Annotated in this window: 19 protein-coding genes; 12 read left to right on the top strand and 7 right to left on the bottom strand. The window is 66.7% G+C overall.

Features of this window, described 5'->3' with window-relative positions; all coding sequences use genetic code 11:
• Positions 1 to 410 precede the first annotated feature (410 nt).
• From FDY95_RS15480 to FDY95_RS15470, 3 genes are all read left to right on the top strand, one after another.
• Positions 411 to 3248: a nidogen-like domain-containing protein gene (locus tag FDY95_RS15480; RefSeq protein WP_171025703.1), complete on the top strand. Its 2838-nt coding sequence runs from the start codon at positions 411 to 413 to the stop codon at positions 3246 to 3248.
• Between the two features lie 84 nt (positions 3249 to 3332).
• Positions 3333 to 3548 carry a PID-CTERM protein-sorting domain-containing protein gene (locus FDY95_RS15475; RefSeq protein ID WP_246074050.1) on the top strand — a complete coding sequence of 72 codons (216 nt, stop codon included), beginning with the start codon at positions 3333 to 3335 and terminating at the stop codon, positions 3546 to 3548.
• A gap of 188 nt (positions 3549 to 3736) precedes the next feature.
• Positions 3737 to 4753: a zinc dependent phospholipase C family protein gene (locus FDY95_RS15470; RefSeq protein WP_138079067.1), complete on the top strand. Its 1017-nt coding sequence runs from the start codon at positions 3737 to 3739 to the stop codon at positions 4751 to 4753.
• Between the two features lie 73 nt (positions 4754 to 4826).
• Here FDY95_RS15470 and FDY95_RS15465 read toward each other — a convergent pair whose 3' ends face one another.
• Both FDY95_RS15465 and asnA read right to left on the bottom strand, forming a co-directional pair.
• Positions 4827 to 5567, bottom strand: coding sequence for an SGNH/GDSL hydrolase family protein (locus FDY95_RS15465; protein ID WP_138079065.1), 741 nt, complete (start codon positions 5565 to 5567; stop codon positions 4827 to 4829).
• Positions 5568 to 5724: 157 nt separating this feature from the next.
• Entirely contained in the window at positions 5725 to 6756 is a 1032-nt protein-coding gene (asnA, locus tag FDY95_RS15460; RefSeq protein WP_171025702.1) for an aspartate--ammonia ligase, read from the bottom strand.
• A gap of 557 nt (positions 6757 to 7313) precedes the next feature.
• On the opposite strand from asnA, the gene FDY95_RS15455 reads away from it, so the two are divergent.
• The 3 genes from FDY95_RS15455 to FDY95_RS15445 all read left to right on the top strand — a co-directional run bounded on the left by FDY95_RS15455 (position 7314) and on the right by FDY95_RS15445 (position 11954).
• Positions 7314 to 7700: a hypothetical protein gene (locus FDY95_RS15455; protein WP_138079063.1), complete on the top strand. Its 387-nt coding sequence runs from the start codon at positions 7314 to 7316 to the stop codon at positions 7698 to 7700.
• Positions 7701 to 7807: 107 nt separating this feature from the next.
• Positions 7808 to 10213, top strand: a complete 2406-nt coding sequence (locus FDY95_RS15450; RefSeq protein ID WP_317129494.1) for a TonB-dependent receptor — start codon at positions 7808 to 7810, stop codon at positions 10211 to 10213.
• A gap of 172 nt (positions 10214 to 10385) precedes the next feature.
• Positions 10386 to 11954, top strand: coding sequence for a PepSY-associated TM helix domain-containing protein (locus FDY95_RS15445; protein ID WP_138079061.1), 1569 nt, complete (start codon positions 10386 to 10388; stop codon positions 11952 to 11954).
• Here FDY95_RS15445 and FDY95_RS15440 read toward each other — a convergent pair.
• From FDY95_RS15440 to FDY95_RS15430, 3 genes are all read right to left on the bottom strand, one after another.
• A complete protein-coding gene (locus tag FDY95_RS15440) occupies positions 11951 to 12145 on the bottom strand; it encodes a hypothetical protein (protein ID WP_138079059.1) in 195 nt (64 codons plus the stop codon). The genes FDY95_RS15445 and FDY95_RS15440 overlap by 4 nt on opposite strands.
• A 33-nt stretch (positions 12146 to 12178) precedes the next feature.
• Positions 12179 to 12928 carry a superoxide dismutase gene (locus tag FDY95_RS15435; RefSeq protein WP_138079058.1) on the bottom strand — a complete coding sequence of 250 codons (750 nt, stop codon included), beginning with the start codon at positions 12926 to 12928 and terminating at the stop codon, positions 12179 to 12181.
• A gap of 76 nt (positions 12929 to 13004) precedes the next feature.
• A complete protein-coding gene (locus FDY95_RS15430; RefSeq protein ID WP_138079056.1) occupies positions 13005 to 13757 on the bottom strand; it encodes a PD-(D/E)XK nuclease-like domain-containing protein in 753 nt (250 codons plus the stop codon).
• 144 nt (positions 13758 to 13901) lie between these two features.
• Here FDY95_RS15430 and FDY95_RS15425 point away from each other — a divergent pair, with 144 nt between their 5' ends.
• The 3 genes from FDY95_RS15425 (at position 13902) to FDY95_RS15420 (ending at position 15368) form a co-directional block, all read left to right on the top strand.
• Positions 13902 to 14450, top strand: a complete 549-nt coding sequence (locus tag FDY95_RS15425) for a nucleoside/nucleotide kinase family protein (RefSeq protein ID WP_138079054.1) — start codon at positions 13902 to 13904, stop codon at positions 14448 to 14450.
• Between the two features lie 61 nt (positions 14451 to 14511).
• Positions 14512 to 14655 carry a hypothetical protein gene (locus FDY95_RS26360; protein WP_171025701.1) on the top strand — a complete coding sequence of 48 codons (144 nt, stop codon included), beginning with the start codon at positions 14512 to 14514 and terminating at the stop codon, positions 14653 to 14655.
• A 281-nt stretch (positions 14656 to 14936) separates the two neighbouring features.
• Positions 14937 to 15368, top strand: a complete 432-nt coding sequence (locus FDY95_RS15420) for a globin family protein (RefSeq protein WP_138079052.1) — start codon at positions 14937 to 14939, stop codon at positions 15366 to 15368.
• A gap of 80 nt (positions 15369 to 15448) precedes the next feature.
• Here FDY95_RS15420 and FDY95_RS15415 read toward each other — a convergent pair whose 3' ends face one another.
• Both FDY95_RS15415 and FDY95_RS15410 read right to left on the bottom strand, forming a co-directional pair.
• Positions 15449 to 18313, bottom strand: a complete 2865-nt coding sequence (locus tag FDY95_RS15415) for an outer membrane beta-barrel protein (protein WP_246074049.1) — start codon at positions 18311 to 18313, stop codon at positions 15449 to 15451.
• Between the two features lie 272 nt (positions 18314 to 18585).
• Positions 18586 to 19413 carry a GLPGLI family protein gene (locus FDY95_RS15410; RefSeq protein ID WP_138079051.1) on the bottom strand — a complete coding sequence of 276 codons (828 nt, stop codon included), beginning with the start codon at positions 19411 to 19413 and terminating at the stop codon, positions 18586 to 18588.
• Positions 19414 to 19562: 149 nt separating this feature from the next.
• On the opposite strand from FDY95_RS15410, the gene FDY95_RS15405 reads away from it, so the two are divergent.
• From FDY95_RS15405 to FDY95_RS15395, 3 genes are all read left to right on the top strand, one after another.
• Positions 19563 to 21002, top strand: coding sequence for a sensor histidine kinase (locus FDY95_RS15405; protein WP_138079049.1), 1440 nt, complete (start codon positions 19563 to 19565; stop codon positions 21000 to 21002).
• 278 nt (positions 21003 to 21280) lie between these two features.
• Positions 21281 to 21955 (top strand): response regulator transcription factor, encoded by a 675-nt coding sequence (locus FDY95_RS15400; protein WP_138079048.1) that lies wholly within the window; start codon positions 21281 to 21283, stop codon positions 21953 to 21955.
• Between the two features lie 261 nt (positions 21956 to 22216).
• The gene (locus FDY95_RS15395) at positions 22217 to 23305 is read left to right on the top strand and encodes a porin (protein WP_138079046.1); all 1089 of its coding nucleotides are present in this window, start codon (positions 22217 to 22219) and stop codon (positions 23303 to 23305) included.
• Positions 23306 to 23388: the final 83 nt, after the last annotated feature.

Below are 23388 nucleotides of genomic sequence, written 5' to 3'. Positions count from 1 at the left end.
CGGCAGAATAGTGCGACGGATCCGGTATCCTACCAAGCTCCGTTCCCGACTTATTTCTATTTCTCTCAACTATTATCACATAATAAGGTGATAAAGTATTATCAGTATGGAATATGCCAATACATTCGTGTTATCAGTCTCATTTCAGCACGTTCCCTACTATGACAACACTTTTTACCCGGTTATCGGCGCTGCTGGTAGCGGCGCTGGCGCTGCTCGGTCCTAGTCGCAATGCCTTAGCGCAGCAACCTGCTGGAGGCAGCTGGTCGCCCGCACTGACCGACCCTGGCTATGCGGCCAGAAAGCTACAACGCGTGCAACAAGCTGCGCTGCCCATAGTAGCCCGCTCCATCACGTCTGGCAACCAAGGCAGTGCCGCTGCGGGGGCGCAACAGCTCCCAACGTGCTTCGTGCCGCTCGATACCACAGCGGCCGGCGGCTGGCAGCACTTTTCGCGCCAGGGCGGTTTCGCCGACGACAGCTACCGGGGCCCGATTCCGTTGGGCTTCAACTTCTCGCTGTACGGCAACGTGTACAATGAGGTATACATCAACAGCAACGGCAACATCACCTTCGGCCAGGGCTTCACCACCTTCACGGCCACCGGCCTGCCCATTGCGGTACCGATGATTGCCCCGTTCTGGGCCGATGTAGACGTCGAACTGGCCGACACCCTGGCCACGCCCTACCCCAGCGGCAACATCTGGTTCAAGCGCTTTTCCGACCGCTTGGTGGTAACCTGGAACCGCGTAGCTTATTTCTCGCGCCAAGCCGACAAGAAGAATACTTTCCAGCTCACTATCAGGGCCAACACCGCCCCGGGCTTCACCGGCGATGATGTGTTCTTTGCCTACGGCGACATGCAGTGGACCACCGGCGGCGCCGACGGCGGCGTGAACGGCTTCGGCGGGGTGCCAGCCACGGTAGGCGTTAACAAGGGCAACGGGGTGAACTTCATCCAGGTCGGCCGCTTCAACATGACCGGCTCCTCCCACCCCAACAACCAGGACCCGAGCGGCGTCGACTGGCTCGACAACCAGTGCTTTTCCTTTAAGGTGGGCACCAGCAGCAACAACGTGCCACCCAGCGTAACGGGGATGCCCTCGGGCAACACCATCACGTTGACGTTGGGCCAGACCCGTAACCTGAGCCTACAGTTCCTCGGCCCGGAAGTGGGCCAGTCGGTAACCGTGTCGACTAATACCGGCGGCCTGTGCAATACCACGGTGAGCAACAACGGCACGTCCAACCCCACACTAAGCCTGAGCGTGACCGGGGCCGCCTGCAACCTGGGCAGCCACGTCATCAGCTTCCAGGCCGTCGACAACGGCAGCCCGGTAGCCTCGCAGCAGTTTGACCTGACGGTGGTGGTGCTGGCCAGCAACCAGTGGACCGGCGCGGTGAGCACCGTGTACACCGACCCGGCCAACTGGAGCGCCAGCGCCGTGCCCACGGCCGCCGACGACGTGACCATTCCGAGCGGGGTGCCGCGCATGCCGGTGCTCAGCACGGCGGCGGCGGTGAACAACCTCACCATTGCCAGCGGCGCCAACCTGACGGTGGCCGCGGGCGGCGTGTTCACGCTGGGGGGCAACCTAACCAACAACGGCCTGCTGCTGGGCGCGGGTACCCTGCAAACCAACGGCGCGGCGTCCCAGAGCTTCAGCGGCACGGGCAGCGCCAGCATCTACCGCGCCACCATCGGCGCGGCGGGCGCGGTGCTCAACCAGCCGCTGGCCCTCGACCAGCTGCTCACGCTCAACGGCAACCTGACCTCCAACGGCAACCTGACGCTGCACTCGCGCATCGACGGCTCGGAAACGGCCATGGTGGTGAACAACGGCACGGCCGCGGTCAGCGGCAACGTGACCGTGGAGCGCTTCATCGGCCCGACGACCAACCCGCAGATGGGCTACCGCCACCTGGCGGCCCCGGTGACCAATACCACCCTGGCCGACATGGCCATCGGCGCGGGCGGCTTCAGCCCCGTCACCAACCCGGCTTACAATACCGCCCCCAACCCCGGCTCGGTGACGCCCTTCCCGAACGTGTTCAGCTTCGACGAGACGCGCGTAACCAGCGGCTCGGCCGTGGCGGATTTCGACCGGGGCTGGGTGTCGCCGGTCACCAATGCCATGTTCCCGACCTTCGGCTTCACCGTGAACATGATGGGGCGGCAGATCATGGACTTCGTGGGCACGCTGGGCAACGGCACCTACAACCGCATCAACCTGACCCGCGGCGCGGGCAGCCAGGCCGGCTGGCACCTGCTCGGTAACCCCTACCCCGCGCCCATCAACTTCACCCAGCTCACCCGCACGGGCCTCGACAACGCGGTGTACGTGTTCCGCTCGAGCGGGCAGTACGCGGGCTCCTACGCCAGCTACGTCAACGGGGTGCCGGCCAACGGCGGCTCCAACATCCTGCCCATGGGCCAGGCTTTCTTCGTGCGCACCTCGGTACCAGGTACGCCCGGTTCCATTGCCTTCACCAACGCCGCCCGCCTGACCACTTACCAGAACCCGGCCCTGCAGCGCACCACCGCCGAAACGCGCCCGCTGCTGCGCCTGACGCTGGCCAACGTCGCCGGCTCGGCATCGGATGAAACGGCCGTGTACTTCGAGCAGGGCGCTACTGCCGGCTTCGACGCGCAGTACGACGCCTACCGCCTCGGCAACGGCAACGTGGTGCAGCTCGGGGCCCTGGCCGGCACCACGGCGCTGTCGATCAGCGGCCTGCCGGCCCTGAGTACGGCCCCGGTGACGGTGCCGCTGCTGGTGCGCGTGGCTCAGACGGCCACCTACACCCTGCAGGCCGGGCAGCTCCTCAACCTGCCCACGGGCTGGACGGCCACCCTGCGCGACGCGCTGACCGGCGCCACCATCGACCTGCAACAACAGCCTAGCTACAGCTGCACCATTGCCGCGGGCGAGGCCCCAGGCCGCTTCTCAGTGGAGTTTGCCCAGAGCCGCGTGACTTCGGCCGGCCAGGCCCAACTGGCCGCCACGGTATCGGTGTACCCGAACCCGGCCCACGGCACGGTGTACCTGGGCCTGCCCGCCACGCAGCAGCCAGTGACGGTGAGCGTGCTGAACGCGCTGGGCCAACAGGTGCGCACGCAGCAGGTACCGGCCACCGGCCGTGGCACGGCCGTGGCGCTGCCGCTGGCCGGCCTGGCCAAGGGCGTGTACTCGGTGCGGGTGGCCCTGCCCGCCGGCACCATCACCAAGCGCCTGGTCGTCGAATAACCGCTCCGTTTCATTTCTAATCCAACCACCACGCGGCGCCGCGTCGACTACTCAGGCGCGGCGCCGCCCCCTTCCGTTGCTTTCATGACTGCTTTGCTGAACACCCTGCGCGCCGCCCTGGCCGTGGCCGCCCTGCTGCTGGCTTGCTCGCTCACGCCCCTGCACGCCCAGGACCCGGGCTCGGGCGGCCCCACGCCCGGCGCCCCCGAACCCACGGCCGTGCCCCTCGACGGCGGCGCCTCGCTGCTGCTGGCCGGCGGCGCTACCTACGCCCTGAACCGCCTGCGCAAGCGCCGCTAAGCGCCTGCCCCGGACGCCCCCGCGGCGCCGCTGCCCTGCCCGAGCCTGCCGTGGTCCTGCCACGGCGGGCTCGTCGTTTTGGGGTGGCCGACGACTGTCCTGCTTTTTCTTTGAGCGAGTTTTTGCACAAGGCCGCCAAACCGCTGACCTTTGCTGCCTTGACCTCCCTTAAACTCCCACGCTTCGCCATGTTTTCCATTCGTCGCCGCGCCGTGCTGGCTGCTGCCGTGTTAGTCGCCGTTCCCTCGCTGCTGATGGCCTGGGGCAACTGGGGCCACCAGCGCGTAAACCGCGCCGCCGTGCTGGCTCTGCCCGCGCCCATGCGCACGTTCTTCTACAACCACATCGACTTTGTGGTCACGGAAGCCGTCATTCCCGATTCGCGCAAATACGTGCTCAGCGACCGGGCCGAGGGCCCGCGCCACTACGTGGACCTGGAAAACTACGGTGACGACCTCAACGCCATTCCTCACGCCGCCGCCGATGCCTACGCCAAGTACGACGCGGCTCAGCTCGACAAGGAAGGCCGCCTGCCCTGGTACGTGCAGGACATGATGGTGAAGCTGACGGCGGCCATGAAAAAGCAGCACAAGGACGAAATCCTCTTCGTAGCGGCCGACCTGGGCCACTACCTCGGCGACGCCACCCAGCCCCTGCACACCTCGGCCAACCACGACGGGCAGAAAACCGGCCAGAAGGGCGTGCACGCCTTCTACGAGTCGCAGATGGTCGAGCAGTTCGGCAAGACCTACAACTTCAAGCTGGCCGAGCCCAAGTTCATCGAGGACCCGACGGCCGAAATCTGGCGCATCGTGCTGCAGGCCCACGCCGCCGCCGACACGCTGCTGGCCGTGGAAAAGCAGCTGGCCGCCGCCACCCCCGCCGACCAGGTCATCGAGGCCAGCAACGGGCAGCCGCGCAAAAACATCTTCAACAGCTCGTACCGCACCCAGGCCTACACGGCCGCCGTCCACCAGAAGCTGAACCGCATGGTGGAGCGCCAGCTGCGCACCGCCGCCCAGGCCACGGCCAACTTCTGGTACACCGCCTGGGTCAACGCCGGCAAGCCCGACCTGACCAAGCTCGACACGGAATACACCACCAAGAGCAACGAGCACAACCTGAAGGAAGAGCTAAAAACCCTCGACAAGAGCGGCAAGTTGGTCGACTTCAGCTCGTTTACGGAGTTTCCGCAGGGCAAGTAAGCTCACCTTGTATAAGACCCCGATGGCCGGCCGCTGCAACAGTGGCCGGCCATTGTTTTTAGGCCCGGGGTGCTCAGGCCAGCTGCCGATGAGCTGCCAGGGCCAGCAGCGGCGCCTCCACGGCCTGCGCAAACAGCTCGGCGCCGCGGCTGTTCAGGTGCCCGCCGTCGATGGTCAGGTGCAGCCCGCGCTGTCGGCTCAATGCATCGGCGCGGCCCAGGGCACACCAGATTTTATCGGCGAAGGCCAGGCCCACGAAGCTGCTTTGGAATTCGGCTGCCGGGGGCGAAGGAAGCAACGCAGCATCAAAGGCGGCTTCGGCATCGGCCAGCGGGCAGCCGTGCAGGGTCGCTACCCGCCGGATGGCCGCGTTGTAGGCGCGTCGCGGGGCGTTGAGTCCAGCGGTTAGGTTTTCGCCCAGGCAGCCCAGCGTGGTCAGCACGATGGGCACCGGACTCAGAGCCCTTGCCTCGGTCAGCAGCTGCGCGTAGGCTTGCTCGAAGGCGGTGGCATCGGCCAGCGGCTCGTGGCCCTGCCGATGCATCTGCGCCAGCGCCTGCCGAAACCAGAAACCCCGTTCGGCAAACGTGGGCAACAGCAGGTCGTTGTAGCCGGCTTCGCACACTACCGCGTCGTAGGCGGTGGGTGCGGCTGCCAGGCGCCGGAGCAGCCGCCGGCCAATGCTTTGCAGCGGCTCGCCGTTGACGCCCGCGTTTTCCAGCTGCCACCGCGGGTGCCGCCGCGCCAGTCGTGGCACGTAGCCGACGCCCTGAGTGCCGCGGGTAATACTGTCGCCGATGACGAGAATGCGCATAAGGCTAAAGCGTTGGTTTTAGGCGGCAATATCGGCGTAGTTGAGGCGCATTTATTCCCGGCTCACATGCTTATGCGAGGCCCAAAAACGAATGGGCCGGCTCCCGCTGTAGGAACCGGCCCGTTCTTGGGTCAAACCGTACTTGCCTCAGCCACGCCTACAGCAGCTCCACGCCCGTGCCCGCCAGCTCGGCGCGCACGGCTTCCGGCCAGATGCTCACCTGCACTTCGCCAATGTGGGTTTTGCGCAGCATAAACATAGTCACGCGCGACTGGCCGATGCCGCCGCCGATGCTTTCGGTCAGCCCGCCTTCGAGCAGCAGCTTGTGGAAGGCCAGCTCGGCGCGCTCGGGGCAGCCGCGCACCGCCAGCTGCTTCAGCAGGGCCGCTTTGTCGACGCGGATGCCCATGCTCGACACCTCGAAGGCCGACTGCAGGCCGGGGTGCCAGAGTAGGATGTCACCGTTGAGCCCGCGGCGGCCGGCTTCGGTTTCGGTGCTCCAGTCGTCGTAGTCGGGGGCGCGGCCGTCGTGGATTTCGCCGTGGCTTAGCTCGCCGCCGATGCCGATGATAAACACCGCACCGTACTCCCGGGCGGCTTCCGTTTCGCGCTGCTTCACCGTCAGCTCCGGGTAGCGCCGCAGCAGCTCCTCGGCGTGGATGAAGGTGATTTGCTCGGGCAGAATGGGCGTAATGTCCGCGTACTCCTCGGCCACGCGCAGTTCGGTGGTGCGCAGCGCCTCGTAGATTTTGGCCACCGTCTCCCGCAGGAACGGGATGGTGCGCTGCTCGGGCAGGATGTGCTTTTCCCAGTCCCACTGGTCCACGTAGATCGAGTGAATGGGCGAATAGTCCTCGTCGGGGCGCAGGGCGCGCATGTCGGTAAGGATGCCGCGGCCGGCCGGGATGCCCAGCTGCGTGAGGCGCAGGCGCTTCCACTTAGCCAGGGAGTGTACCACCACGGCCTTTTGCTCGTCGAGGGCCTTGATGGGAAACGAGACGGGGCGCTCAATGCCGTTCAAGTCGTCGTTGATGCCGGTGCCGTCGAGCACGGCAATGGGCGAGGACACTTTGGTGAGCTGCAGCTGCCGGGCCAGCTCCTTGGCGAAGGTATCCTTCACGAAGCTGATGGCTTCTTCGGTTTTGAGCAGCTCAGCGGGGCTCAGGGTTTGGGCGGAGGCCGTTTCCATAATTAACGTGCGTTTTGGAGGTATGAGAAAGTGTTTTTCGTTTAGGATTTTGCCAAGTATTGGCAAGACTGTGCCCGGCCGAAAAAACCCGTTGTTTTTTCGGTGTCACGAACCCGGAAATGCGCGCGTAGGGGCGAAAAAAAAGCCTTCCGAAAAACGGAAGGCTTACAAAATCAACAGTTGATTAGGAGTCTGCCAATCAGACCAATAGCCTTCCATCTCGGAACAGATTATTGTTCCGATTCTGGTTATTGAGGCTGTTGGCGAACTGACGCATGAGGGTGCCTTGGGAGCGTTTCGAAGGCTAAAATAGGAACCGATTATTACGCCACCAAAAAATCAAGACAAATAATTTTTCCGGGGCCACCGATTTCCTGTGTGCGCATGGGATATATCGTTACGCATTTTCCGGCCTAGCAGTTCGGCTACCCTGGGCCGGGTTTGGCGCTTGGGCCCGCGGGTTGTTCCTTTGCGGCTTCAATCGAGCCCGGCAGCAACCCGTTGCCGGGGCCGACTCGAACAGACGGCCAGTTCCGTCGTCCTGACTTCCCCCGCGCATGCGCCAGGCCATTGCCATCCTGCTTCTCTGCTCGCTCTCGGTGCACTGCGCCGGGCGCCTGGGCATTGTGGCCAGCTGGTGGCTGCAGCGCGACTACGTGGCGCGGGTGCTCTGCATCAACCGCGACAAGCCCCAAATGCACTGCAACGGCAAGTGCCACCTGCGCAAGCAGCTGAAAGCCGCCGACGCCCGCGAGGCCAAAGAGCAGCCGGGCAGCCACAAGCAGGCCTTCCAAGACATCGTGCTGGCCTGCCCGGCCCCGGCCGCGCTGCTGCCGGCCGCGCCGGCCTGGTTTGCCGCGGCCCCGCCGCGCTACGCCACCCTGCGCGTAGCCGCCTACGCCTGGGCCCGGCCTGGCCCCGATTACCCGCCCGCGGAGGGCTGATTGCTTCCCGTTTTTTCCCGGAATTCGGCGGACCAGCGTGGTCCGGCGCGGCGCCGTTCGTGGCGTCCGGCGCCGGCGTTGGCCTGCCCCAATCAGCTTATCACGCAGTGAAACAAGCACTACCAATGCTGTTCGTGGCCCTCGTCGGGGGCCCGGCGGCCCGGGCGCAGCAGCGCGCCTGCCAGGGCCGCATTTTCGACGCAACGACCAAGGAGCCGCTCGTCGGGGCCACGGTGCGTACCCCGGACGGGGCTACCGGCACCGCCACCGATGCCAGCGGGCAATTCAACCTCGCCACCACGGCTACGGAGCTGGTGGTAACGGCCGTGGGCTACCAGCCGCAGACCGTGGCCGTGGGCCCGGGGCCGCTGCGCGTGGCCCTAGTGCCGGCCGTGCAGGACTTGCAGACGGTGGTGGTGACGGCCTCGCGCGAGGCCCAGCTGCGCACCGACGCGCCGGTGGCCATCAGCAAAATCACGCCGACCGTCATTCAGGACACCAAGCCCACCCTGCTGGTGGAGCTGGTCAACAAAGTGCCGGGCGTGGTGATGCTCAACTACGGCAACGAGCAGCACGCCATGGGCATTCGGCAGCCCTTCGGCACGGCGGCCTATTTCCTGTACCTGGAAGACGGCATTCCGCTGCGGCCCATGGGCGTGTTCAACCACAACGCTCTGCTCGAAACCAACCCGCTGGCCATCAACTCCATCGAAGTGGTGAAGGGCCCGGCTTCCTCGCTCTACGGGCCGGAGGCTGTGGGCGGGGCCCTCAACGTGCTGACCAAGCGGCCCACCAGCGTGCCCACCGCCAGCATCGGTGTGCAGGGCGACCAGTACGGCTACCGCCGCGCGCAGGCTGCGGGCGGGGGCATGATTACCGCGAAGCTCGGGGCCTTCGTGAGCGGCTACGTGGCCCGGCAGCGCAACAGTTGGCTGGCGTCGTCGGACTACAACAAGGCCTCCTTGAACGCCCGGGTGGAGTACGCGCTGAGCCAGCAGCTGCGGCTGACGGCGGCCGGCTCGGTGAATGACTACGACTCGCAGACCAGCAGCGCGGTGGACAGCGTGGCCTACTACCGGCGCGAGTATTCCAGCACCTCCGACTTCACCTACCGCAAGGCCTACGCCCTGCGCGCCCGCCTCACGGCTGAGCAACAGTGGTCGGAGCGGCAGTCGACTTCGCTCACCAGCTACTTCCGCGACAACGCGCTGGGCCAGAATCCGAGCTATGGCATCCGCTGGAACCCCACCGCTTCGGCCACCAACGACCCCAATAAGGCCCGCGGGGAGGTGAACGTGAGCCGCTTCCGCAGCTACGGGCTGCTGGCCCAGCACAGCCTGCGCTGGCAGTGGCTGGACTCGCGCCTGCTGGCCGGCGCCAGCCTCGACTACTCCCCCACCCGCTACGACGCCCACCAGATCGACCTAGCGGCCCAGCTGCGGCCCGGCGGCAAGTCGGTGGAGCGCTACACCATCACCGCCGACCGGCCCGATTTACCCATTGCCGACTACGCCACCGACCTCGTCAGCTCGGCCGTGTACACCCAGCTCGATGTGCACCCGCTGCGCCGCCTGCAAGTGACGCTGGGCGGGCGCTTTGATCGGATGTCGTTTGACTACCAGAACCGGCTGGATCAGTCGCGGGGCACAAAGGCCTACCAGCAGGCTACGCCCAAAATCGGGCTGACCTACGACCTGGGCCACGGCCGTGGGCTGTACGCCAACTACTCGCGGGGCTTCGCGCCGCCGGGCCTCACCTCCATCTTCCGCAAGCGCCCCGGCACCGGCGTGACGACCGGCGGCGTGAGCGTGCCGGCCGATTTCTACTACAACCTGACGCCCGCCCGCTTCAGCAACCACGAGGTCGGCGGCTGGGCCTCGTTGATGGCGGGCAAGGTGTACGTCGACGTGGCCCTGTACCAGCTCGACGGGCGCAACGAGTTGCTGAGCATCCGCCAGCCCGATGGTTCCACCGACTACCAGAGCGCGGGCAAAACCCGACACAGGGGCGTGGAGTACGGCCTGACCTGGAAGCCCACCGCGGAGCTGTTTTTCCGCGTCGGCGGCACCAACGCGGCGCACCGCTTCGAGCGGTTCGTGCTCAGCACCAACGCCAGCGACGCGGTGCAGAACGTGAACGGCAAGGACATGCCCCAGGCCCCGCGCTGGGTGGCCAACGCCGAGCTGACCTACAAGCCCCGCTGGCTGCCGGGCCTGCGCGCGGCGGTGGAGTACCAGCGCATCGGCCCCTGGTACCAGGACCAGGTGGAGCGCGTGCGCTACGACGACCGGACCCTGTTCGGGGCCCGCGGCGTGAGTTTGCTCAACGCCCGCGCCGGCTACAGCTGGCGCGAAACGGTGGAAGTCTTCGTGAACGTGCTAAACCTGACCGACGAGCTGTACGCCAACGCCGCCACCCGCGGCAACGCCCGCACCGACCGCACCACCTACACGCCCGGCGCCCCGCGCACGGTATCGGCGGGCGTGCAGTACAATTTCATCGGTAAGAAATAGCGGCCGGGTATCCCGAACGTCATTCCGAGCTTGTCGAGGAATCTTGCGTGCTGACGCCGGATAGTAACCTCAACGAGCAGAATACTATCCAGCGAGATGTCTCGACTTTGCTCTACATGACGGCCTGGAGCAATAAGCTTTGTCTACCTGCCGCTTCGGCCTTCCAACCTCTATGCAAACCCTCGATCAAACCGCGCCAGCGCGGCGCGGCACTATTCGCCAATCCGTGCAGCGCCACATGTACCGCTGGCACCGCGTCATCGGCCTTATCACGGTGCTGCCCGTTATCTGCTGGACGCTCAGCGGGCTGCTGCACCCACTGATGAGCAACTGGCTGCGGCCCAAGATTGCCCGCGAGGCCCTGCCCCCGCTGCCGGCCCCTCGCCCGGCCCTGCCGCTGACGCAGGTGCTGCGGCAACACAACCTGACGCAGCTGCGCAACGTGCGCCTGGTGCGCTGGCGGGGCCAGCCGGCCTACCAGCTACTCATTGATGGCCCCACGGCCCGGCCGCGCTACTTCAACGCCACCAGCGGCGCCGCCCTGCCCGCCGACGCCGACCGCCAGTACGCCGAGCAGCTGGCCCGCTACTTCGCCCAGGATTCCACGACCGGCATCCGCCGCGCCGAGCGGCTGACCCGATTCGACGCCGAGTACAAGTTCGTGAACCGCCTGCTGCCGGTGTGGAAAGTTACTTTCGAGCGGCCCGATGGGCTGACGGTGTACGTGGAGACCATGCCCGCCCGGCTGGCCACGTTCAACAACGCGACCCGCGCCGCCTTCATCCGCTCGTTCGACGCGCTGCACAGTTGGAGCTGGGTGGAATGGCTCAGCGGCAGCAACACCGTGCGCGTGCTGCTGATGCTCGCGCTGTTGACCATCATCATCGGCTCGGCGGTGAGCGGGCTGGTGATTTACGGCTTCATGTGGGGCCGCTTCCGCCGGCCGCGCAACGCGGCGGATAAAGTCGGCTGGCTACGGAAATACCACCGCGCCGTGGGTTTGGCCGTGGCCCTGGTCACGCTCACCTTCGCCAGCAGCGGGGCCTTTCACGTGTACCTGAAGCTGCACCCCGACGAGCGGCTGCGCTACCAGCACGCCCCCATCCTGGCCGCCGACCGCCTCGCCGTCGACCTCACCCAGCTGCCGCTTGATTGGGCGCGGGTGCAGAACGTGGCCCTGGCCGAATTCGACGGCGAGCTGTACTACCAGGTATTTCAGCTGCCCGCTGAGGACGCCGACCACACAAACGGCAAACCCACCGGCGCCAGCACCGGCCAGCCCGTGGAAGTCGTGAGCGCCGCGCCCATCAGCTACTACCGCGCCAGCACCGGCCAATTGCTGCTCGAGGGCGCCGAGCGGCACGCCCGCTTCCTGGCCACGCGCTTTTTCCAGCAGGCCGCCGGCCCCTATGCCGCCACGCCCGCCATTGAGCAAACCGCGCTGGTCGACCACTTCGAGGGCGAGTACGGCTTCATCAACAAGCGCCTGCCGGTGGTGAAAGTGGTCCTGCGCACCCCGAGCCAAACCACGCTCTACGTAGAGCCCGCCACCGGCCGCTTGGCCGCCCGCGTCGACAACCTGGACCGCTACGAGGGGCTGAGCTTCGCCTTTCTGCACAAGTACCACGCCGTGGGCAGCCTGGGCAAAAACATCCGCGACGCCATTACCATGCTGGCCGCCGCCGGCGTGCTGGCCGTGTCGCTGCTGGGCTTATGGCTGTTCGTGAAGGTGAAGCACTAGCTGGAAAGCGCCAATTCAGCGCTGGCAAAGACCAAAACAGCGGTAGCAACGACCATTTTGGTCATTACTACCGCTGTTTTGGTCTTCGGAATGACCATTTCAGTCATTGTTACCGCCGAAACGGTCATTCCGATCAGTATTCCGGTCGTCGCTTTCGCCGTTTTGGTCATTGCACCCCCTGTTTCGGTCATCGGAACGACCGAAACAGGGGGTGCGCGGGCGGCTTAGCCTTTCAGGGCCGCGTCGTAGCGCTTGCCGGCTTCCGACCAGTTCACCACGTTCCAGAAGGCGGCCACGTAGTCGGGGCGCTTGTTCTGGTACTTGAGGTAGTAGGCGTGCTCCCACACGTCGAGGCCGATGAGCGGGGTGCCGCGCTGCATGCCGGCCACGTCCATCAGCGGGTTGTCCTGGTTGGGGGTGCTGGTAATGGCCAGCTTGCCGGCCTTGGCGTCGTGAATCAGCCAGGCCCAGCCCGAGCCGAAGCGGCCGGTGGCGGCTTTGGCGAATTCCTCCTTGAACTTATCGAACGAGCCAAAGTCCTTGGTAATGGCCGCGGCCAGGGTGCCCGAGGGCTGCCCGCCGCCCTTCTGGGCCAGCAGCTGCCAGAAGAAGGAGTGGTTCCAATGGCCGCCGGCGTTGTTGCGGATGGCGTCGGGCTGCTTGCTGGCGGAGGCCAGCAGCTGGGCCAGGCTCATCTTTTCCTCCGGCTTGCCCGCCACGGCCTCGTTCAGCTTCGAGACGTAGGTTTTGTGGTGGGCGTCGTGGTGGATTTCCATCGTCCGCGCGTCGATGTGCGGCTCCAGGGCATTGAAGGCGTAGGGCAGCGGCGGCAGGGTGAAGGGGCCGTCGGCCATGGGCATGGCGCGGGCTTCGCGCAGCAGCTTTTCCTCGTGGGCGGCGGCCAGCACGGCCGGGCTGATAACGGCGCCGACCACGGCCAGCAGGCTGTTCTTCAGAAAATCTCGCTTCAGCATGGCGGTGAGATGGTGAGATTGTGAAATGGTGAGTGTGCCGGGGCAAATACGCAGGAAAAAGCGAAAAAACCCGCGTTTACTCAGCGGCCGGTGCCGGGGTGTCATCCTCCTGCTCGGGCGGGGTGTGGCCCAGGTCGAGCACCACGTCGCGCACGACCGGGTCGAGGTAGCCGGGCAGCTTCGAGGGGTCGAGCAGGCGCAGCAGGCGCAGGTACTTGGCCCGGCCTTCCGCCAGCATGTGCGGCGGCACTTCGTAGACGAACAGGTGGTGCGGGGGCTGCTTCTGCACGCCCACCAGCAAAAACCGGTCGGCGTGCAGCGCGTCGAGGTAAAAGGCGGCCTGCCGGTCGTAGTCGTAGCCCGAGCACTGGGCCACGAAATGCTCGTAGTCGCGCGCCAGGGTGGTTTTGAAATCGATGATGGTGTAGGGCTGCCCGGGCACGTCGACGACCAGGTCGGCGCGCAGCTTGCACATGGTACCGGTGGTGGGCTCGGTGAAGAGGCAGCTGGGCTCGGCCACGCCGTGGTCGAGCATTTCGCGCAGGTCGTCGCGCATGCGCACGCCTTCCACCAGCCACCACACCAAGGTATCGTTGACGGCCGGGTAGCTGGGCACGTACTGCTCGGGTTCGAGCAAAGCCGTGTGGAAGGCCGTGCCGAAGCTCAGGGCTGAGGAGGCGCTGGATTCGCGCCGCGGCCGGCCATTCAGCGCGTCGCGCAGCCGCGAGAGGTCCGAGTTGGCAATGGCGGGCAGGGCGCGGTAGTCGTCGTAGGAAAGGCGCAGCAGATCGGGGCGGCGCCAGGGAGCAGGCGGGGTGGTGTCGGACATAGCGTAGCGCAATGTACTACGGCGGGAGCGGCCGGGTTGTTGGGGGCGCGGCGCGGCGCCCGCGGCCGGGCGCGGGGCGGTTTGTCTGAAAGCCGCAACTTTGCCGCTTTGTTTGCCGAAAAATCAGTCCAAAACCTGCGCCCCATGATTCACCTGATTGGCCTGGCCGGCCGCCGCGGCAGCGGCAAAGACACCATCGCCCACCTCGTGCAGCAGCTGGAGCCCGGCCGCGAGTGGCAGATCCGCTCCTTCGGCGACGCCATCAAGGGCGTGTGCGCGGTGCTGGCGGGCGAGTCGACGGCGCCCTACTACACCCAGCCGGGCAAGGCCGAGCGGATTCCGACCTACGACCTGACGCGCGGCGAGCTGCTGCAGCAGGTGGGCGCGGCCCTGCGCGCCTGGCGCGCGCCGGTGTGGATTGAGGCGCTGCTGGCCAACCTGCCCACCGACCACCCCGTCATCGTGGCCGACTTGCGCTTCCCCGACGAAGCCGACACGCTGCGCGCCCGCGGCGGGCTGATCTGGCGCGTGGAGGGCGACCCGCTGCACCAGCGCGGCGACGGCACCCGCGACGACAACCACCCCTCCGAAACCGCCCTCGACGACTACGCGCACTACGACGCGGTGCTGCGCAACGACGGCTCGCTGGCCGACCTGCAGGCGCAGGTAGCCCGGCTGCTGAGCGGCCGGTAGCGCCGGGCAGCGTGTAGTGGAGTCGGCGGGCCGGACACACCACCCGGCCCGCCGGCCTCCCATGCCTAAGCTGCTGTCTTTTCTGCCGCTGCTGCTCACCGGCCAAAGCCCCCCGGCAGCCTACGTGTTCCGGCAGGGCCAGAAGGCCACCAACTACGGCAACGGGCGCGGGCGGACCTTTTACTGGGCAAAACCGACGGGCTGATCCGCTACGAACTATCTGAGGGCGAAATATTTGACTTAGCGGCCCACTGAGCCGTATATTAGAACTGAATGGCTTACTCCACCTGAAGCCAGGCCACGGCGCTGCACACACGTTGGCGCTGCTCTTACCCAGCTCCCCTGCTGCCGGCCGGAACTGCCGGCCCGGGCGCTGGGCCCTGATTCTGCCGCGGTTTTTCGGGCCGTGGCCACCGGCGCCCCGCCACCGCTACGGGCACCGTCCTTGCCTGCCGCTGTTTGCCGGACTTCGTTCCTGATTCAGGTATGTTCCTTTCCGCTCCTGCCCCCAAGGCTTCCCCGGCCGAAGCCGCCGCGCACCTGCCGGCCTTCGTCCGCGACTTCCACCACCAGCTCGGCACCGATGCGCTGCTGGCCCCGCTGTTTATCACGGCCCGCCACCCGCTGACGGCGGCGGAATACCGGTTCTGGCAAGGCGTGCTCAGCGGCACCTGCTACCTGGGCCGCCCGTTCCCCAGGCTGCAGGTGCCTGCGCACCTGCTGGCTGTGTACGAGCGTTGGCAGCTACTGCTCGGCGCCACCCTCTACAGCCACCTGCCCCGCACCCAGGCCGCCGAAGCCCTGGCCCACGCCTCCAACGTGGCCGTGCTGCTGCAGCACCTGGCCCTGGGCTGCCCGACGGAGCCTGCGCCATCGTCCCCGCCGCCCCACTACCCCGCCACCCGACACTGGATCTGAGCCGGCAGTTTCGGCCCCGCTGAATGACCACGGCCCCGCCCCGGCGTTGTGTCGGGCGGGGCCGTGCTGCGTGTGGCGGCTTACTTGCCGAAGCTGCGCACGTTGTAGCTAAAGCTGAGCATAAAGTAGCGGGTAAGCACCCGGCTGCGCACGTCTTCCAGGTAGGTATCGGTCACGTTGCGCACCACGCTGCGGTTTTGCCGAAGCAAGTCGTAGGCCTGCAGTTTCAGCTCGCCTTGCTTGTTTTTGAACAGCTGCCGGGCCAGGGCCACGTTCCAGAGGGCCACGCCCTGGTTGAAGCCCGCCGAGCGGCCGGCGTAGCGCGTCAGCCAGAGGTCGGAGCTGAGGGTGAAGCGGCCGGGCAGCTGGTAGAACACGTCGGCTTCCAGCGTCTGGGTCCAGTAGGCGGTATTTTGCTGGGGCAGCAGGGAATAGCGCGCGTCGAGGTAGGTCACGTTCAGGTCGAGGCCGAACTCCAGCTGGTCGTTGAAGGCCGTATTCACGCTCAGGCCCTGGCCCAGGCTCCAGTTGCGGGCCTGGTTCCACTGCTCATTTACCAGGCTGCGGCCCTGGGTGTAGTTGCCGTTGGTGCTCAGGTTCACGTTCAGCTTGTGCCAGCCCAGGCGCTGCCCCAGCGACAGAAAGCCGTTCAGCGTGCGGTAGCCGTCGGCGTTGACGGGCCGCGTGGTCTGCACGCCCTGGGCATCGAAGGCCGTCGAGGACACGATGCGGTCCTGCACCTGGGTGGCGCTGAGCAGGCCGAAGAGGCTGCGGTTGTTCACAGCGTTGAACTGCTGGTAGGTGGCCGTGAGCGAGTGCAGGTACTCGGGGCGCAGCAACGGATTGCCGCGGCGCACGAACAGCGGGTTAGCGTTGTCGGTCACGGGCTGCAGCTGGGTGGCCGAGGGTGCCTGCAGGCGGGTGCGGTAGTTCAGGCGCAGGGTGCGGCCGCGGCTGCCATTCCAGCTGAACATGGCGTTGGGCAGCAACGTCTGGTAGCGACGCGTGAGGGCGGTGTCGCGGCTTTGGTTATCGACACCGAGGCGGGACTGCTGCGCGTCGATACCAAGGGCGTAGCCGTAGCGCAGGCGGCGCGTCTGCCAGGTCAGGCCGGCGCGGTGGGTCCGGAACTGGCTGCGAAAACGGTTGCTCAACACCGGGTTCAGCAGGTCGTAGGCGCCGGTGGCGTCGTTGTAGTCGGTGGCGTCGCGGCGGGCCTGGCTGCGCGAATCCGAGGCGTTGTAGTGCATTTCCAGCTTCTGCTGCAGGCTCAGCGGCTCCACGTAGGCCAGGCTCAGGCTTTGGGTGCGGGCGGGGTAGTCTTGGGCAATGCGCTGGTCGAGGCGGCTGCGGCGGGCCGAGCCGTCGGGGTTGAAGAAGGTGTTGTCGGCGCGGTTGAAGGCGGTGCCGTCCTGGTTGTTGAGCACCGCGCTCAGGTTGGCCGAGAGCGTGCGGCCGGCCTTGGCAAACTTGCGCATCAGCAGCAGGTTGCCGTTGCCCCAGGCGCTGGCGGCCGCGGCCTCGTAGCGGCTCAGGCTCTGGTTGAGCGGCTGCGCGCCCCGGGCCGTTTGCTGGCTGACGTTGCGCCACTGCTCGGTGCTTTGCCACCAGAGCGCGGGCGTGAATCGCAGCGAGGTCAGCGAGTCGAGCTTGTAGTCGAGGCGCAGGTTCAGGCGCTGGCTCAGCGTACGGTTATGGGCCGCGGTCGATTGATCGGTCACCAGGGGCGGCGCGGCTTCGTCGCCGGCGCTGCGGCCGGTGGCGTTTTCGCGGCGGCTGACCTGCTCGGTGCGCACGGTGCTACGGGCGGCCAGGTAGCTGGTGGCCACTTCGGTGCGCTTGCCCCAGGCGTCGCGGTAGTTCAGCCCGCCGGTCAGGCTTTCGGTGATGCTGCTGGGCTGGTTGTTGGTGCCGCCCGCGCTGCTGCCGCCGCGCCCGCCGCCCTGCACTATCATCGGTCCGCCACCGCTGCCGGGGCCGCCCACCCCGCCGAAGCCGCCGGGCAGGCCGCCGCCCGCATTGGCGCCGGGTCCGCTGCTCAGGTCACCGGCGGCGGGCGCGCCGCTGTCGCTGAAGCCGAGCTGGTTGACGTTGTTGGCCTGCCCAAGCGCCGAAATCTGCCGGCCGTTGTTGAAGCGGTTCAGGCCCAGCTGGGCGCGGTAGCGGCCATCGGTGCCCAGGCCCAGGCCTTCGGTCCCAAACCAGCCTTTGCGCTTGTCGCGCTTGGTTACCAGGTTGATGGTTTTCTGCTGCTGCCCGTCGTCGATGCCGCTGAACTGCGCCTGGTCGCTTTGCTGGTTGTACAGCTGCACCTGGTCTATGATGCCAGCGGGCAGGTTGCGGGTGGCCACCTTGGGGTCGTCGCCGAAGAAGGGCTTGCCGTCGACCAGCACGCGGTTCACCGTCTGGCCCTGCGCCCGGATGGTACCGTCGCGGTCGACCTGCACCCCGGGCAGCTTCTTGAGCAGCTGCTCCACCACGGCGTTGGGCTGGGTTTTGAAAGCGCGGGCGTTGAAGGCCACCGTGTCGCCCTGCACCGACACCGGGGCGCGCTCCTGCTCCACCACCACTTCGCCCAGGGTGTGCGTGGTAGCCCGCAGGCGCAGCGTGCCCAGCGCGGCCGAAGGTGCGGCGGCCGTGAGCTGCAGCGGCACCAGGCGGCTGCGGTAGCCCAGGAAAGTCAGCAGCAGAAAGTAGCGCCCCGGGGCCACGCCGCGCAGGGTGAAGCGTCCGTCGCCGTCGGTAATGGTGAAGCTCAGGTACGACGAGTCGCGGGCCGTGAGCAGGGACACCGAGGCCTCGCGCAGCACCTTGCCGCTGGCCGAATCGGCCACGGCGCCGTGAATCTGGCCGGCGGCAGCGGCCGGGCGCGGGGCGGTGGGCTGTTGGGCCCGGGCCATAGCCGCGCCCAGGCTGAAGAGCAGAAGAAGTAGAACGTAGCGCATAGGAGCCTCACCCCCCGGCCCCCTCTCCAAAGGGAGAGGGGGAGCCTGACGATGGCGTGGGGAGGATTGCGTCAGGGGTTGTGCTTGATGGGTTGGGCGCGGGAAGATCTGGCGCCCTTGGGGCCTGTGAATCGGAAAGCAGCGTCATGCTGAGCTCCGCGAAGCATCTCTACCGCTTCATCAGGTAGAAATTCTATCTGTAGAGATGCTTCGACTGCGCTCAGCATGACCGTTCAAAAAGCATTGCCGCCTTCCGCAGAGCCCAACTGAGCTTAATTGCGGCCGCCGAAGCTTTCCATGGCGCGCTGGCGGAAGTCGGCGCGGGCTTTGTCGCGCAGGTCCTTCAGCTCCTCCGGCGACACCTTTTGGGCCTGGGCGCCGGGGCGCACCTCGGCTTCGGCCACGGCGGCTTTCAGGTCGACTTTGCTGGCCCGGAACTGCTCGTTGGCGCCTTCCACGGCCAGCACCACGCCTTTGTCGGGGGTCAGCTCGCGGATGGGCGAGTAGGTGAAGGGCAGCTCGGTGGTGACCCACACGGTGTAGGTTTCCTTGCGGAAGGGCACCGTGGCCTTACGGCAGGTGTAGCCGGCAATTTTCCTGGTTTGCTCGGTCAGCTGCCAGCCTTCGGTTTTGGCTATGGGCGCGTCGGCGCGGTACTCGGTGGTTTTGTCGTCCTTCTTCACGGCCAGCACGGTGGCGGCGGTGCGGTCCTTGAGGTTGAGGTAGGTGGTTTCCTCGAAGGGGCGGCCGAGGTTGGTGGTCTGCGGGGCGCGGCCACCGCCGGGGCCACCCGGGCCGCCGGGCCCGTCGACGGTGGTGCGAATCATCATGCCGCCGCCTTCCTGGGTTTCCTTGGCGTAGTCGCCGGCGAAGCTCAGCGTCTGGGCGAAGGTGCGCACGTCGGGAATGTCGGCGGGGAAGTCGGGGGAGCCGGGGCGCAGCTCCTGGCCGTTGATGACCACGCGCAGCTGGCTAGGGTCGATGCGGCGGGTGGCTTCGTAGCTGATGCGGCCGGCCGCCTGGGCGTGCAGGTGCTGGAACGCGCTCAGGCCGGTGACGAGCAGCAGGACGAGGAAGAGGATGGTCAGCAGGGCTTTCATGGCGGGCAGTGGTTGCATTGGTTTGACGCTCACAAAGCACCGACAACGGCGTGTAAAGCACTGTTATCTTGTGTTAAAGAGTGTTAACGCCGCCGCCCGGGGCCGGTCGGGGTCGTATTTTCGCTGAGCACTTCCCTCCTACTCCGCCCATGAAACGCCGCATCCGCACCATCTTCTGGCTTCTGGCGGCCTGCATCCTGGGCATCAACGGCTTCCAGGCCTACTGGCTCTACACCACCTACCAGCTCAGCCGCACCCAGTTTGAGCGCACCACCACCGAGGCCCTGCAGGCCGTGGTATTCCGGCAGCAGGCGGCGCAGTTGCAGCGGCAGTTTGCCCGCGCTGGCCTGACGCAGTTTCAGCTCCGCATCAACGACGCCGGCGTGTCGGTGCGCGCCGGCTCCCCCAAGGCTGGCGCCAACCGCGTCATCGTGCTGTCCGGCGCGGCCGATACGGCCGCGCCTGTGCCGCGCCTGGAGCGCCTCATCGTGCGCAACCATCACCGGGACTCGGCGGCCGGCGCCCGGCCCCTAGGTTTACTTCGGGCTGCGGCCGCCGGCACGCCGCCCGAAGTAAACCTGCGCCAGATGGCCCGCGACTACCGCGTCGAACTGCGCCGCCGCGACACCGAGGCCGATTTCGTGCTCGACACCGTGAACCTGCTGCGCCCCACTGCGGGCCGGGGGCCGGTGCTCGACGTGCCGGCCACTCACTCGCTGCGCACCAGGCCGGTGCCGCTGGGCGCGCTGAACGTGGGTGGCGGCTGGCAGGTGCAGGCCGGGCTGCGCCCCCCCACGTTCTACCTGCTGCGGCGCATGGGCGGGCTGCTGGCCGGCTCGGTGCTGCTGCTGGGCCTCACCACCGGCTGCTTCGCCCTGATGCTGAACACGATTCTGCGCCAGAAAAAGCTGGCCGACGTGAAAAACGACTTCATCAACAACATGACCCACGAGCTGAAAACGCCGCTGGCCACGGTGTCGGCCGCCGTGGAGGCCATGCAGCACTTCGGCGCGCTCAACGACCCGCAGAAGGCCCAGACTTATCTGAGCATTTCGCGCCAGGAGCTGCAGCGGCTGTCGGACCTGGTGGAGAAAGTTCTCAACATTGCCGTGGAAGAGCGGCAGGCGCTGGAGCTTCACCTCGAACCCGTACACCCCGCCGCGCTGGTGCAGGAGCTGGTGCAGCGCCAGCAGCTGAAGGCCCCCAAGCCGGTGCAGTTCCAGGTCGACATCGAGCCCGCCGACGTGGTGCCGCTCGACGCGCTGCACCTCGGCAACGTCATCAACAACCTCATCGACAACGCCATTAAGTACTCCCGCGAGCAGGTGACCATCAGCCTGCGCGGCCGCCGCGACGAAACCGGCTGGCGCCTCACCGTGCGGGACGACGGCATCGGCATCCCCAAAAGCTACCAGGACGCCATCTTCGACCGGTTTTTCCGGGTGCCCACCGGCAATCTGCACCCCGTCAAGGGCTTCGGCCTGGGCCTCTACTACGTGCGCCAGGTGGTGGAGCGCCACGGTGGCCACATCGCCGTGCGCAGCGAGCCGAACCGCGGCAGCGAGTTTTCGTTGTGGCTGCCGGTGTGAGGTGGTCAGAACGAAAGCTCCCCTCCTTTTTGAAGGAGGGGACGCCGTGCCGAAGGCGCGGCTGGGGTGGTTCAGTCGTTGCCGACGCCAGATAGTATCATCGTGTGCGAACAAGTCCTGCGCCCTCCGCAAAACTCTCCGCGCCCTCTGCGAGCTAGAATGCGAACAACCTGTTCAACATCAGCAACGACGCAACCACCCCAGCTTTGGCTAAAGCCAAAGCGTCCCCTCCTTATAAATTAAGGAGGGGAGTTTTCCTCCTTTACCCTCTCTTACGCATGCCTTCCATCCTCCTCATCGAAGACGAGCCCGCCCTGGGCATGATTGTGAAAGACAGCCTGGAGGTGCGCGGCTTCGCGGTGCGCTACGCGGCCGATGGGCAGGAAGGCCTGGAGCTGTTCCGCGCCGAGTGCCCCGACATCGTGGTGGCCGACGTGATGATGCCCCGGCTCGACGGGTTTTCGCTGGCCGAAATCATCCGGCGCGAGAATCCCGGGGTGCCCATCATCTTCCTCACGGCCCGCTCGCAGCCCGCCGACGTGGTGCGCGGCTTCGAGCTGGGCGGCTCCGACTACCTGAAGAAGCCCTTCAGCATGGACGAGCTGATTGTGCGCATCCGGGCGCGGCTGGGGCAGCCGGCCGCCGCGCCGGCCCCGACGGGCGTGCTCACGCTGGGCCAGTACCAGTTCGACCACCCCAAGCAGCGCCTGCACCGGCAGGGCCAGGAAGCGCCCCTCACCCACCGCGAAGCCGAGCTGCTCAAGCGCCTCTACGACCAGCGCAACCAGGTGCTGGAGCGCACCACCGTGCTGCGCGAGCTGTGGGGCGACGACAACTTCTTCAACGGCCGCAGCCTCGACGTGTTCATCACCCGCCTGCGCCGCTACCTCAAGGACGACCCGCAGGTGCAGATTGTGAACGTGCGCGGTATCGGCTACAAGCTGGTGCTGTAGGCGCTGAATTAGCGGTGTTGCGCCGCTCGTTTTACCTGCGACAGCGCCCCGGGCCGCTTTGCCGTATTGGCAAAGCGGCTCTTTCATTTTGGTAGCCTGCGAAGCCTGAGGCGGCCACGCATCGAACACTACTTTCTGAATAACAACCTATTGACACCAAAGCCCACTCCTCACTCACCTTCGGTCCGTGGTTTGGCATCCCGAATCGACACCAACCGCAGCGCCTGACCGGGCTGGTTTTCCGCGCTGCCTTTTTCTTCGATGAAAGCACTGCTGCTTGTCGCCCTGACGACCACACTGGCCGCCCCGGCCGCCGCCCAGACGCCCGCCGATTCCGCCGCCCCGCGCCCGCTCACCGTCTACGGCTTCGTCGACGGCTACTACGGCTACGACTTCACCGGCCGCAGCCAGACGCGCCCGGTCTTCCTCTACGCCCACAACCGCGCCAACGAGTTTGCCCTCAACAACGCCGTGCTCGGCGCCCGCTACGACGACGGGCGGGTGCGCGGGGCCCTGGGCCTGCACGCGGGCACCTACGTGGAGGCCAACTACGCCAATGAGCCCGCCGCCCTGCGCCCCGTCTACGAAGCCTACGCGGGCTTCCGGCCCTTCGCCCAGGCCTGGCTCGACGTGGGCATTTTCCCCTCGCACATCGGTTTCGAATCGGCGCTGAGCAAGGACAACTGGACGCTGACGCGCTCCATCATGGCCGAAAACTCGCCCTACTACGAGGCCGGCGCCCGCCTCAGCTACGAAGCCTCGCCCAAGCTGACGGTGACCGGGCTGGTGCTCAACGGCTGGCAGAACCTGCGTGACCCCAACCGCGCCAAGGCCCTGGGCACCCAGCTACAATGGAAGCCCACGGCCAAGCTGCTGGTTAACAGCAGCACCTTCTACGGCAACGAGCAGCCCCAGGACTCGGCCCGCCGCCGCCGCTTCTTCCACGACTTTTACCTGAGCTACGCCGCCACCGATAAGCTCAGCCTGGCCGCCGTGTTCGACGTGGGCGCCCAGCAGCGTCCGGCTGGCCAGCGCGGCGCCGATACCTGGCACACCGGCGCGGCCCTGCTGCGCTACCAGCTCAGCGACAAATGGGCCGCCGCCGCCCGCTACGAGTACTACCGGGCCCGGCGCGGCGTCCTCATCCGCAGCATCTCCCCCGCCCCGGCCGACGAGGATTTCAACCTCGGCGGCGCCTCGCTCAACCTCGACTACGCACCCACGGCCCACGTGCTGGTGCGCGTGGAAGGCCGGGCTCTGCGCAGCCGGCAGCAGCCCTTCCGGACCGACGCGGGCCGTCCCACCGCCCGCTACGCCAACGTGACGAGCAGCGTGGCCTTGAGCTTCTGAGGAGTCAGGAGTCAGGAGTCAGGAGTCAGGAGTCAGGAGTCAGGAGTCAGGAGTCAGGAGTCAGGAGTCAGGAGTCAGGAGTC

It is taken from the genome of Hymenobacter jeollabukensis (assembly GCF_005771675.1).
Lineage (GTDB): Bacteria > Bacteroidota > Bacteroidia > Cytophagales > Hymenobacteraceae > Solirubrum > Solirubrum jeollabukense.
The sequence above is the reverse complement of the archived record's forward strand: the minus strand, read 5'-3'. Positions and strand labels throughout refer to the sequence as shown.

Coding starts and splice junctions, on each gene's coding strand:
- FDY95_RS15475 (WP_246074050.1), top strand. CDS start 3,333: ATGACTGCTTTGCTGAACACCCTGCGCGCCGCCCTGGCCGTGGCCGCC.
- FDY95_RS15470 (WP_138079067.1), top strand. CDS start 3,737: ATGTTTTCCATTCGTCGCCGCGCCGTGCTGGCTGCTGCCGTGTTAGTC.
- FDY95_RS15465 (WP_138079065.1), bottom strand. CDS start 5,567: ATGCGCATTCTCGTCATCGGCGACAGTATTACCCGCGGCACTCAGGGC.
- asnA (WP_171025702.1), bottom strand. CDS start 6,756: ATGGAAACGGCCTCCGCCCAAACCCTGAGCCCCGCTGAGCTGCTCAAA.
- FDY95_RS15455 (WP_138079063.1), top strand. CDS start 7,314: ATGCGCCAGGCCATTGCCATCCTGCTTCTCTGCTCGCTCTCGGTGCAC.
- FDY95_RS15445 (WP_138079061.1), top strand. CDS start 10,386: ATGCAAACCCTCGATCAAACCGCGCCAGCGCGGCGCGGCACTATTCGC.
- FDY95_RS15440 (WP_138079059.1), bottom strand. CDS start 12,145: ATGACCGAAACAGGGGGTGCAATGACCAAAACGGCGAAAGCGACGACC.
- FDY95_RS15435 (WP_138079058.1), bottom strand. CDS start 12,928: ATGCTGAAGCGAGATTTTCTGAAGAACAGCCTGCTGGCCGTGGTCGGC.
- FDY95_RS15430 (WP_138079056.1), bottom strand. CDS start 13,757: ATGTCCGACACCACCCCGCCTGCTCCCTGGCGCCGCCCCGATCTGCTG.
- FDY95_RS15425 (WP_138079054.1), top strand. CDS start 13,902: ATGATTCACCTGATTGGCCTGGCCGGCCGCCGCGGCAGCGGCAAAGAC.
- FDY95_RS26360 (WP_171025701.1), top strand. CDS start 14,512: ATGCCTAAGCTGCTGTCTTTTCTGCCGCTGCTGCTCACCGGCCAAAGC.
- FDY95_RS15420 (WP_138079052.1), top strand. CDS start 14,937: ATGTTCCTTTCCGCTCCTGCCCCCAAGGCTTCCCCGGCCGAAGCCGCC.
- FDY95_RS15415 (WP_246074049.1), bottom strand. CDS start 18,313: ATGCGCTACGTTCTACTTCTTCTGCTCTTCAGCCTGGGCGCGGCTATG.
- FDY95_RS15410 (WP_138079051.1), bottom strand. CDS start 19,413: ATGAAAGCCCTGCTGACCATCCTCTTCCTCGTCCTGCTGCTCGTCACC.
- FDY95_RS15405 (WP_138079049.1), top strand. CDS start 19,563: ATGAAACGCCGCATCCGCACCATCTTCTGGCTTCTGGCGGCCTGCATC.
- FDY95_RS15400 (WP_138079048.1), top strand. CDS start 21,281: ATGCCTTCCATCCTCCTCATCGAAGACGAGCCCGCCCTGGGCATGATT.
- FDY95_RS15395 (WP_138079046.1), top strand. CDS start 22,217: ATGAAAGCACTGCTGCTTGTCGCCCTGACGACCACACTGGCCGCCCCG.